This is a genomic window from bacterium, assembly GCA_024228115.1.
In the GTDB taxonomy this organism is placed as follows: Bacteria; Myxococcota_A; UBA9160; order UBA9160; family UBA6930.
Map to the genome: position 1 here is coordinate 1 of JAAETT010000213.1, position 11224 is coordinate 11224.

Sequence of the window (11224 nt, forward strand, 5' to 3'; positions counted from 1 at the left end):
ACACTACCTCGCGGCTCTCGATCGCGAACTCGACACCGATCCGACCGACACCGATTCGCCGTTCTGACGAGAAACCAGCACTCGCGCGCGACCACGGCTAGATGATCAGATTTCTACGGTTTCTCGTGATCGCCAACAGGCGTACTCCAAGACAGGCAGCGTGAGCGGCGCCGCAGGGGACCTTCCCCTGTGATGCAGGGACTCGGGAAGCTCTGATCGTTCGGTCGCGTTCCATGAAGGCGACCGAAGAGGACCATCGCTTCACACCAGCAACGAGGCGATGCGAACCGTGACCAGCCGTTGGCGACGGAAGCGTGAACGGATGGCCTCGATCCCGACCCTATTCGCTCCGACGGGCGCGCTTTCGAAGCTGCAGCAGGCGACCGGGGTCGTGTTCCGGGAGACCGATGCCGACTACGAGTACGGGTTCCACAACGCGCCACGTCGGCAATACGTCATCAATCTCGACGCCTCGGTCGAGATCGAAATCGGCGACGGAACGACGCGGGTCCTCGGCCCGGGCGAAGTCCTGTTGGCTGAGGACACGACCGGCCGCGGGCACATCAGTCGCAGCGCAGATGGGAAGCGGCGGCGCTCGGTGTTCATCACACTCGACTGAGCGACGGAGCACCGGAACGCAAGAGAGCCGGGACGGCACTCAACCACTGCCGGGTGAGAGCTCTCGGACGAGGGTCTCCTCGAGGAATCGCAGCTCGATCTGGCGCCTTTCCGCGGTGGGCCCCTCGAATCTCTTCATTGCTGCGAGGCCCGACAGCACCGAGACCGCGTAGTACTGGACGGCGATCTGATGGCGCGGCGGCAGCTCCGCTTCGCCAAAGAAGCGACTCCAGATGCCACTCCAGACCTCGAGGGTTGCATCTCGCAGCGGAAGTTCCCGGGAGACCCAGTCGGGAGCCGGCATGTTGAGCAGGATCTCCAGCGTGCAGCGATAGCTGGGACTCCCGAAGTGCTCCCAGGCTGCCTCCACGAACAACGCGACGCGTTCTGCGAGCGATCGCCCCTCCACTGCGATGCCCTTGAGCCGGTCGGCGAACGAGTTGAACGAATCGACCAGCACTGCGGTCAAGATGCCGTCCTTGTCCCCGAAGTGGTGCTGTGCGCCGCCCCAACTCACTCCCGCGCGGCGACTGATCTCAGCGGCCGTGGTGCGGTGGAAGCCGAGGTCCGAGACGGCCTCGACCACCGCTGCCTTGATTCGCCCCTGGGTTTCGGCGGTGCGCTCCGCGTGACTGCGCCGTCTGCGTCGGGTCTTGGGAGCCAGCAGCCGTTCGTTCATCTCGCACCTCGCGCGCCGGGATGGGGGGCTGTGCCGCCACCGCTCGACCCTGCCCGGCTGCTCAGGAATCGTTGGGAACCTACAATTTCCAATTTGCAATGCAAGTAAATGATATATACTGCGTCTCCTTCGAGGAGGAGCGTCGATGTCAACAAGGCCCACCGAGAACCCCATGCATTCCGGGGGACAAGCTCCGCCGCGCCTGTCGGGTGAGCAGCCCGAGGTGGGCCATCTAGAGGAATTCCGCACTGCACCGATCGACCTCTTCTGGCGGGTCCGCAACGAGTGCGCTGAGGCCGGCGAGATCAACCTCGCGGGCAATCACGTCACCCTTCTCTTCGGACCCGAGGCACAGGAAAAGTTCTTTCGCGCGCCGGATGAGCAACTCGACCAGGGGGCGGCCTATCCCTTCATGAAGCCGATCTTCGGCCCCGGCGTGATCTTCGATCTCCCGGTCGAGCAACGCAAGAAGGCGATCCGCACGCGGGCTCTTCGCGACGAGTACATGCGGAGGCATGCTGACGTGATCTCTGCCGAGACCGAGGCAATGTGCGAGCGGCTGAAGGGTTCCCGCGGCTTCGATCTGCTCGAGTTCTTCGGTGAGCTCACGACCTACACCTCGACCGCCACCTTGATCGGACAGGAGTTCCGCGACGATCTGGCCCAGAAAGGCGCTGAGTTCGCTGCGGCCTTCCAGGATCTCGAGCGGGGAACGGATGCCTATGCGTATGTCGACGCCTACATGGACATCCCGTCCTTCCGCGCCCGAGATGCCGCCCGCATCAAACTCGTCGAGCTGATTACCGAGATCCTGGACAAGCGCGTGGAGGAGAAAAGGCACAGCAGGGACCTGCTCGCGGTCCTGGACTCGCTCATCGACGAGAACGGCGACAAGAGATACAGCCGCTCGGAGATCACCGGGATGGTCATCGGAATGATGTTGGCTGGTCATCACACGAGCCAGGGCGCTGCCTCCTGGGCCCTGATCGAGTTGCTCCGGAACCCGGACGTGATGGCGCGCGTCGTCGAAGAGCTCGATGCCATCTATGCCGATGGGCGACAGGTGAGCTTCCAGTCGCTGCGCGAGATCCCACTGCTCGAAGGGGTGATCAAGGAAACGCTGCGAGTGCACCCGCCGCTCATCATCCTGATGCGAAAGGTCATGAAGGACTTCCACTTCAAGAACATCACGGTCAAGGCGGGAAACCTGGTGGCGGTCTCACCCGCGGTCTCGAATCGGGATCCGGAATTCTTCCCCGATCCGGACCGGTTCGATCCGGAACGATACAGCGACGACCGCCGCGAAGATGCCCGCAATCCGTGGTCCTGGATCTCCTTCGGAGGTGGGCGCCACAAGTGCATCGGCTCGGCATTCGCGTTGATGCAGTTGAAGGGGATCTTCAGCACGTTGCTGCGGGACTTCGAGTTCGAGCTCGATCAACCGTCCGAGAGCTATGTCGATGATCACTCGAAGATGGTCGTGCACCTGAAGCAGCCTTGCCGCGTGCGTTCCAAGCCCCGCGCGGCTACCGCCGTAACGCCCGAGAGCGCCCGGCGGGTCAGGGAACGCGAGGAGGAAGAGGCTGCAGAACGCCCGTTCCGGGTCATCGTGGACACCGATCTCTGCCAGGGACACGCGGTCTGCACGGGCGAGGCTCCCGAGATCTTCGAACTCGGAGAGGACGAGCGAGTCCTGGTGAAAGCTGAAGCTCCGCGCAAGGAGTTGCGCAGGAAGGCACGCATGGCGGCTCGGTACTGCCCGAATCACGTGATCTTGATCGAAGATCTGTGATCCGGGGCGGTGCGGAGGCCGAAGCGAATGAGCGGGGGCGGAGCTAGCAACCCGCTGCGAAGGACTCCGCGACTCTCGGCGCCACGGCCGGATCTTGCTGGACCGGAGTGCGGATCCACCCACCGCCGAACGAGATGGACGCCTTGTCGGGCACGGACGGAGCATGCACAAGACTCGCAGCTAACTTCTGTGGATACCTGCCGGGGCCTCCGGCCAGCCGGAGGGATCGGATGAAGAAGCACGAACTCAACGAATCGTTTCGCTGGGAGGATCACAAAGGTCCCTTCCGGCTGATCGATTCCGATCAGGCCCGGCAGTTCGACGAGCAGGGTTTTCTGGTATTCGAGGGCGTCTTCGACGCGGATGCGATCGATGCACTCACCAGGGAACTCGACCCCATCGAGCGCGAACTCGAGGATGTGGTTCGCAAACACCTCGGCGGAAAGATGTTCATCGTCCGCGCGGGTGAGATCACCTTCACGCCACACGCCGTGACCCGCTCACCCAGGGCCAAGCGGGTTACGCAATGCCAGTTCTTCCGCGATCTGGTGCACGACCTGATCGGCGACGATGTGCGCCTCTACTGGGACCAGACGGTCTACAAGAAGCCGGGGACGGTCGATGACTTCCCGTGGCATCAGGACAACGGATACAACTACGTCGAGCCGCAGCAGTATCTGACCTGCTGGGTGGCATTGACGGATGCCGACGAGGAGAACGGCTGCCCGGTCGTACTTCCCGGGTTTCATCGGGATGGCACCTGGGACCACGAGAAAACCGACCTGGGTTTCGACTGTGGCGTGGACGAAAGCGGGTTCGAAACCATCGCCGCTCCCGTCAAGGCGGGCGGTGTGGTGGTCTTCTCATCACTCACGCCACACAAGACGGGGCCCAACCTGACCACGGACCGAACGCGCAAGGCTTACGTGATTCAGTTCGCTCCGGACGGTGCGAGTATCGTCGGCCGAGAGGGCGGCAACCTCGTGCGCACCCTCTGCGACGCCCCTGACCGGCAGCATCCCGTCCTGGTGGCTGGTGCGGCTCCGCCCGGCGATGACGCAGCGGAATCGGGTGAGTCACTCGGCTAGTCAGAATGGCTTCACGATCGCGATGAAGAACATCAGGGGGATCAAGACGATGACCACGGGCTCGCTGATCCGGAGAAAGGCCCAATGCTGGCCCATCTTGCGCTCGTAGAGTTCCATGTCTCCCGAACTCCGGATGCGCTTCTTGTTGCCCCCCAGATGTGAGAGGTGAATGTCCACGATTTCCATGGGAACGATCAGGAAGATGCCGATCCAGAACATCGCCGTGACGTAGCTCCAGCGCATCAGGTCGAATCCGCCCGCGATCAGCATCAGAATCGCCGTCAGGACGAGAATCGCGAAGGCCACGTGCTCGAGCATGGCCCCTCGATCGAAGGCCTCCATCATGTGGTCTCGCACCTGCCGAGCCTTTGGGTCGTCCGGCTTTCGTCGTGCACGACGCAGAGCCGGCTTCAGATACCAGACCCAGGCCACCGACGTGCTGAAGGACCAGATCGCGGCGACCAGGACGTGCACCGACTTGATGACGGCGTAGTGGGGCGAGAGCCATACCCTCAGCTCATCCATCGGCTTCCTCTCGCGAATCGTGGCCGAAACAATCCGTCAGTAGCTGCGCGGCAAGCCGAGTACGTGCTCGGATACGAAGTTCAGGATCATCTCGTTGGAGATGGGTGCGATGCGTGACATGCGCGACTCGCGCCAGTATCGCTCCACGTTGCACTCCTTCGCGTAGCCCATTCCGCCGAACGTCTGCATGGCTCGGTCGCAGGCCCTGAAGGCCGCTTCGCTGGCGCGGAGCTTGGCCATGTTTGCGAGTGGGCCGACATTCTCGCCGGCGTCGTAGGCCCAGGCAGCCTTCTGCCACAGCAGTTCCGCGGCTTCGAGTTCGGAGTAGGAGTCGGCCAGCGGGTGAGCGATGGCCTGGTTCATGCCGATGGGCCGATCGAAGACCACACGCTCCTTCGCGTAGTGCACCGCCTTGTCGAGAGCCTGGCGCCCGATCCCCACCGATTCGGCGGCCAACACGATCCGCTCGGGGTTGAGTCCATTGAGCAGGCAGCGGAAACCGTGGCCGACCTCGCCCACCACGTCCACATCTTCGACCGGCAGATCGTGAATGAAGAGTTCGTTCGAATTGACTGCGTTGCGGCCGCACTTGTCGATCGGCCGGATCTCGACGTGCTTCGGATCCAGATCGATCAAGAAGAGCGTCATGCCCTGGAGCGGCTTCGCGCACTCCTCTCGCGCAGTGGTGCGCGCGAGGAGCAGACACTTCGCGGCCTGCTGCGCCTTGGTGTTCCAGATCTTCTTGCCGTTGATGATCCAGCGCGAGCCATCGCGCCGCGCGAACGTTCGAATGCGCGAAGTGTCCGTGCCTGCGTCGTCTTCAGTGACACCAAAGGAAACGTGAAGCTCGCCACTCGCCGTGGGCGGGAGGTAGCGCCGCTTCAGCTCCTCGGAGCCGTGGTGGATGACCGGGCCCATACCGAAGATCGAAATATGGAGTGCGGAGGCTGCATTCTGGACACCCGCGCTATGTGCGACCGCCCCCAGCAACACCGCTGCATGCACGACGCCCATGCCCGCGCCGCCATACTCCTCCGGAACGATGATTCCGATCCAGCCCTGTTCCGCGAAGGCATTGTAGAAGTCCCATGGGAACTCGTGCTTCTCTTCATGCGTACGCCAGTAGTCGTCGTCGAACTGATCGGCCAGACGACGCGCTTCGTGTCGAATGTTCTCTAGCTCGGGATCGAAAGAGAAGTCCATTGCGACACTATAGCCTGCTGCGTCTCAGGACATTGGGAGCCCCCCCCCGATCCCGTGGTCTACCGGGCGATCGGGCGCCTCACCCCGCGTCGCGAATCCAGCTGATGTCGTAGCGGGGAAGCTCGGAGACGTTGGTCACGCCGCGCTCCTCGGGCCCGAGAACCTCGAAGCGGCCGGGACACTCCGCAGCCTCGCAGCCTATCTCCCAATTCGCGAGCCAGATGCCGAGCGCCACAGGCGCATAGAATTGCGAGTGCGTCGTTGCGAAGAAGTCGAAGCGGGTCGCCCTGCCCTGCTCGTCCACCACGGCGGCGCAGCGGGTGGTCTGGCCGTTGAACGATGAAGGGGCCCACTGGCACACCTCGTAGCAGCGGCCGAAGGCGTCGAAGGGCGACGCCTCTGGGTCGAGGGGGACCCTCAGGCCCGGGGTGGCGAAGAACAGCTCGGCAATCGGCAGACGGTTGCGCTGCACCCGCTGTATCAGACGGAGCACCGCGGGCTTGAACTTCGAGACATAACCTACGGCGCAGACGCAGATGATGTGGTCGCGTTCGGGGTCGAAGCGGGGACCCAGGTGGCGCAGGATGCTCTCGTGATCGGCACCGGGCCCGATCCAGCAGGTGGCGAGGCCCATTCGAGTGGCGTGGTGCACCACCTTCTGAAGGCTGCGCCCCACGTCGACGACGGACATACGGTCGTATTCTCGCGGGGCGATGGCCACCAGGAACTCGCGTGCGCCTACCGCCGGCCACACGGTGAGGGGTGCTGCAACGTACTCGAAGCGGATGGGGTGATGGCCCAACTGCTGTGCGGGCTCGATCTGACGAGCGACCAGGGCCATCAGCTCTTCGTGATGTTCGGGCGACAGGTCCCGCGACTGGAATGAACGACACGACACCCTTGCCCGCATGAGGTCGAAGGCGTCGAGGTGATCCAGACGTGCCGGCGTGGGCTCGGCCGGCCGGAACCCCAGCTTCACGGTCACCACGTCGAACACGAGGTTCACCGCCAGCAGCGAGGCCAGCGCCAGCGGCGTCCAGAACAGCAGTGCCGGGAAGGCTCCGACGAACCAGCCGATGACGGCGACCCCGCCCAGCACCAAAGCGAGCAGAGCGTTCGGCAGGTACTGGAGCCAGCCGGTGAACTGGAGCCGAACCTTGAGGTCCCATAGGGCGGATTTCAGCGAAGCGGCGGTGGCCATGATGTGTTTCTCGATAGAGATCGTCACCCGTCGGATGGTTTTTGTCAGGGCCCGGATGCGACCCTATGCGGGCCGAGTCTCGAAGTAGCCGGAATCCCGATACCGAAATGCCACGCCGCGGAGTTGGATCCGGGCGGCGGGCAGTTCTTGCTGCTCCTCGAGGATCTCAGTCACTGCAGACTGGGCCGAGTGGGATCTGCCGAGGACGTGGAACTGGCAGTTTCGCATCTGGCTGGTTTCCACGCGCGTTGGTGGGGTGATGCACGGCTGAAGCAGAATCTCTGGATCACGAACAGTTCGGATCCGACCTACAGCAGCGGCCGTAGGCAGTTGCTCGAAGGCGTGCTGACGGCCGTCGAGGCCCGCCACGCAGACGTAACGCCTGGCATCGTGCTCGAGGCGGCGGCACTGATCATCGACCTTTGGGATCGGGTGACACCTTCGGCCACGAGCCCGCTGACTCTTTCTCATGGAGACTTTCGTCCCGGTCAGCTCTTCTTTGCCGGCGAAGAAGGTGGACGCTTCACCGTTTCGGACTGGCAGACCCTGTGTCTGAATTCGCCTGGTTCGGATCTCGCCAGAATCGTGGTCACGGGCCTGACCATCCGGCAGCGGCGTTCGATGGATCGATCGCTGGTCAGCCACTACCACGCAAGGCTCCTCGCTGGCGGCGTCCTCGATCTGGATCTGGACTCGCTCTGGTTGCTGCTCCGGCTGGCCGTCCTGGACATCCTCGTGACTCATCTGACGACCCTCCTGGTCGTCGACGCGAGAGGAGAGGAAGGGATTCTGCGTCTGGGCGATTCAGTCGATGAAGCTCTGCCGCGAGCGAAGCGTCTGGAGGTGTACTTCGCGCAGCTGGCCGCGGCCCTCGACGACTACGAGATCATTGAACTCATGCGTCGCCAGGGCAGGAGAGTCTGAAAGCCGCTCGTTGTACCCGCAGGATTCCGACGCGACCCTAAATACATAGTATTTTCCAATAGTTGCGTCACCTCTTGCCGATCGTTCGCAACCGATCCGAACCTCCGGGCCTTCCAGCGCCCAGCTGGAATTTCGCGGGCACCAGCAAGGATTCATAGAAGTATATTCTTGCATTCCTGTGTCATCTTGCACAAGAATAGATGCATGAGGACACCTGCTGAGGTCGAGCGCCCTGCGGGACCGGAACTCAGCCGCCGCGAACGTCGCAAGTTGGAGGTCCGGAGCCGGATTCTCGAGGCCGGCGTCGCGCTGATCGAGGAGATCGGCCTCGAGGCGACCCGGGTCGTGGAGATCTGCGAGCGAGCCGACGTTGCCCACAAGACCTTCTTCAACCATTTCACGTCCAAGCAGCAACTGCTGGACGAGATCGCGGAACGCGCGCTGAACGAACTGCTGGCGAATATCGAGCAGGCCCGCAAACAGCCCACCTCGACCCGCGGTCGGATCCAACACTTCTTCGAGAATCTCGCCCACAACCTGGACGAGGCAGGCCCGATGCACCGCGAGCTGATCGGCGAGATCGTGCGCATCATTCACGCAGCAGGCGATGAGCCCGAACAGGCGCGCAAGCTGCACGACGCGTTCGAGTCGATCATCTGCGAAGGCGCGGCTTCCGGCGACCTGGCCGACCTGCACGGCTTCGAAACACTGACCGAGATGCTGATGGGTGCCTTCTATGTGTTGATGTTCAACTGGGCGAACCTGGAGCACTACCCGGTGCGAGAGCGCGCGCTTGCCACCGCGAGATTCCTCGCGGATTCCATGACAATTCCAACGGAGGGTTGAAGACGATGGCTGGAAAGATCGGTGGAGTAGGAACCGAGATCTTTGCGATAGACCCGGGAATCCCCAACGGCTGGTTCGCCGTGGCCTGGAGCAAGGAGCTCGACCCGGGGCAGGTGAAACGCGTCTACTGCTTCGAACACGAGCTGGTGCTCTTCCGCGCTCGTTCGGGTCAGCCGAAGGTGGTCTCCGCCTACTGCCCCCACCTGGGCATCCACATGGGCAAGGGGGGCCGGGTCATGGGAGAAACCGTTCGTTGCCCCCAACACGGCTGGCAATTCGACGGAGACACCGGGAAGTGCACGGCCATCCCGTACTGCGACGAGATCCCGAAGCGTGCCTGTGTGAGAAAGTGGGACGTCGTCGAGCGCAATCACATGATCTTCGTCTGGCACCATGCAGAAGAAAAGCCGCCCCATTGGGAAATCCCGGTCGTCTCCCAGCTCGGGGATCCGGAATGGTGTGAGCCACGCACCTTCACGCTCGAGGTCCCTGTCCACATGCAGGACATGGCCGAGAACAACCTGGACCCGGTGCACTTCCGCTACGTCCATGGGATGGACGCGGTCCCAGAGACCGAGTTCAGCTTCGATGACGACGGCCGTTTCCTGAAGGCCATCAGCCACGTCGAAACCCTGACGCCGGCCGGCACCTTCAAGATGTCCCTGATTCGCGATACCTGGGGACTCGGCTTGTCGAGCGTCGAGAGCGCAGGCATTCCCGGCATAGGGCTCTTCATGTTCTCGTCGACGACGCCCATCGACAACCACAACACCATCTCACGCTGGCTGATGTTCGCGACCAAGAACGCCATCGACGTCGCTGGAGAAGAGTGGTTCGACGGCATCACGAAAGGGGTGATGGACGACTGGGATGTCTGGACCAACAAGATCCACCTCCGCAACCCCGTGTTCTGCAAGGCGGATACGCCACTGATCGAATTCCGTCGCTGGGCGCGACAGTTCTACTCGACCACGGATTAGAGGAGCAGAGCCATGGACCGCCATCTCGTGATCTCTTCGGACTGCCATGCCGGGCTTCCGCCGGAGCAGTACCGGAGTTATGTGGATCCGAAATTCCGCGACGCCTTCGATCATGCGCTTCCCATCCAGGTCAAGATGACGAAGACGATGGAAGAGAGCTTCCTGATCGCCGACATCAACGCGGAATGGCGCAAAGGGCACGAGAAGGCGCTCACCGGCGCCTGGGACGATGGGGAGCGCACGAAGGTGATGGACGGCGACGGAGTCGCATTGGAGGTCATCTTCCCCGACGGCATCACCGAACAGAATGCACCGCCTTTCGGTGCTGGCTTCGCCATGCCGACCGGGGGCGTCGTGCCGGAACTCCAGTGGGCGGGCTGCCACGCCCACAACCGCTGGATGGCCGATCTGGTGGCGATGGCGCCCGAGCGCCGGCTCGGCCTGGCGTGTATTCCCGCGCTGTGGGATGTGGAGCAGGCCGTACGGGAGATCCGCCTCGCCCGTGAGAATGGGCTCCGGGGAATCATACTGCCCCCCTTGTGGGGCCAGCTCCCGGCCTACCACCATCCGAAGTACGACCCGATCTGGGAGATCTGTCAGGACCTCGACATGCCGATCCACTTCCACATCGGTCCATCTCCGATCGAGGAGTACTTCGGGCCGTTGTCGGAGTTGGAGAGCGGCGAACGGACTCCCCCCGTCGGGGCCATGGGCGCTTTCCTCTCCGAGGTGGTCTGGTGGGTCAGCCGAACGGCCACCTTCATGATCTGGGGGGGTGTCTTCGAACGCTACCCGAGGCTCAAGATGGCAATCGTCGAGGGCGCCATCGATTGGGTTCCGGACTACATGCGGCTGCTCGACGTGCGCTACAAGGTGACGCCCCAGGCCCAGAAGCTCGGTGACTACATCAGCCACCTCTCGATGAGTCCCAGCGACTACTTCCGCCGGAACATCCGATTGGGCGCTGCGTGCATGTCACCCGGGGACGGCCAGCTCGGACAAGCGATCGGCGGCGAGTGCATCATGTGGGGCAGCGACTACCCGCATCCCGAAGGGAGCTGGCCGAACACACACGACCAGATCGCAGAAGCCATGGCAGGTCTCTCCGACGACGAGATTGCCGCCCAGCTCGGTGGCAACGCCGTGGAGTTCTATAGCCTGGACACCGAGAAGCTCGCGCCCATCGCGGCTCGTATCGGTCCGAAGAAGAGCGAATTCCGGAAACAGAGCTAGTGATATGATTCATAAATAAAGGGCACTATTGGACTATCCACGTTACCCTCGCGGCGAACGGCCAGAGGGGCACGATGCGGGTCGCAGCCGAGATTCACCTCAGCAAGAGCCAGCGGGCGACGCTTCAGCAATGGT

Annotated in this window: 11 protein-coding genes; 7 read left to right on the top strand and 4 right to left on the bottom strand. The window is 62.9% G+C overall.

The window, feature by feature from the left end; genetic code table 11:
• Window positions 1–289 precede the first annotated feature (289 nt).
• Window positions 290–619 carry a hypothetical protein gene (locus tag GY937_09930; protein ID MCP5057027.1) on the top strand — a complete coding sequence of 110 codons (330 nt, stop codon included), beginning with the start codon at window positions 290–292 and terminating at the stop codon, window positions 617–619.
• A 39-nt stretch (window positions 620–658) separates the two neighbouring features.
• Here GY937_09930 and GY937_09935 read toward each other — a convergent pair whose 3' ends face one another.
• Complete coding sequence (locus GY937_09935) at window positions 659–1297, bottom strand: TetR/AcrR family transcriptional regulator (protein ID MCP5057028.1); 639 nt, start codon at window positions 1295–1297, stop codon at window positions 659–661.
• A gap of 145 nt (window positions 1298–1442) precedes the next feature.
• Between GY937_09935 and GY937_09940 the strand changes: the two genes are divergently transcribed.
• Window positions 1443–3089, top strand: coding sequence for a cytochrome P450 (locus tag GY937_09940; protein ID MCP5057029.1), 1647 nt, complete (start codon window positions 1443–1445; stop codon window positions 3087–3089).
• A 230-nt stretch (window positions 3090–3319) separates the two neighbouring features.
• Entirely contained in the window at window positions 3320–4177 is an 858-nt protein-coding gene (locus GY937_09945; GenBank protein ID MCP5057030.1) for a phytanoyl-CoA dioxygenase family protein, read from the top strand.
• Here the strand turns inward: GY937_09945 and GY937_09950 are convergent, their stop codons facing one another.
• From GY937_09950 to GY937_09960, 3 genes are all read right to left on the bottom strand, one after another.
• Window positions 4178–4702: a hypothetical protein gene (locus GY937_09950; protein MCP5057031.1), complete on the bottom strand. Its 525-nt coding sequence runs from the start codon at window positions 4700–4702 to the stop codon at window positions 4178–4180.
• Between the two features lie 36 nt (window positions 4703–4738).
• Window positions 4739–5905 (bottom strand): acyl-CoA/acyl-ACP dehydrogenase, encoded by a 1167-nt coding sequence (locus tag GY937_09955; protein ID MCP5057032.1) that lies wholly within the window; start codon window positions 5903–5905, stop codon window positions 4739–4741.
• Window positions 5906–5984: 79 nt separating this feature from the next.
• On the bottom strand, window positions 5985–7106 hold the full coding sequence (locus GY937_09960) for a nitroreductase (GenBank protein MCP5057033.1): 1122 nt from the start codon (window positions 7104–7106) through the stop codon (window positions 5985–5987).
• Window positions 7107–7109: 3 nt separating this feature from the next.
• On the opposite strand from GY937_09960, the gene GY937_09965 reads away from it, so the two are divergent.
• The 4 genes from GY937_09965 to GY937_09980 all read left to right on the top strand — a co-directional run bounded on the left by GY937_09965 (window position 7110) and on the right by GY937_09980 (window position 11089).
• Window positions 7110–8030, top strand: a complete 921-nt coding sequence (locus GY937_09965; GenBank protein MCP5057034.1) for a phosphotransferase — start codon at window positions 7110–7112, stop codon at window positions 8028–8030.
• Window positions 8031–8234: 204 nt separating this feature from the next.
• Window positions 8235–8876, top strand: coding sequence for a TetR/AcrR family transcriptional regulator (locus tag GY937_09970; protein MCP5057035.1), 642 nt, complete (start codon window positions 8235–8237; stop codon window positions 8874–8876).
• A gap of 5 nt (window positions 8877–8881) precedes the next feature.
• Window positions 8882–9856 carry a Rieske (2Fe-2S) protein gene (locus tag GY937_09975; GenBank protein ID MCP5057036.1) on the top strand — a complete coding sequence of 325 codons (975 nt, stop codon included), beginning with the start codon at window positions 8882–8884 and terminating at the stop codon, window positions 9854–9856.
• A gap of 12 nt (window positions 9857–9868) precedes the next feature.
• A complete protein-coding gene (locus GY937_09980) occupies window positions 9869–11089 on the top strand; it encodes an amidohydrolase (GenBank protein ID MCP5057037.1) in 1221 nt (406 codons plus the stop codon).
• Window positions 11090–11224 lie beyond the last annotated feature (135 nt).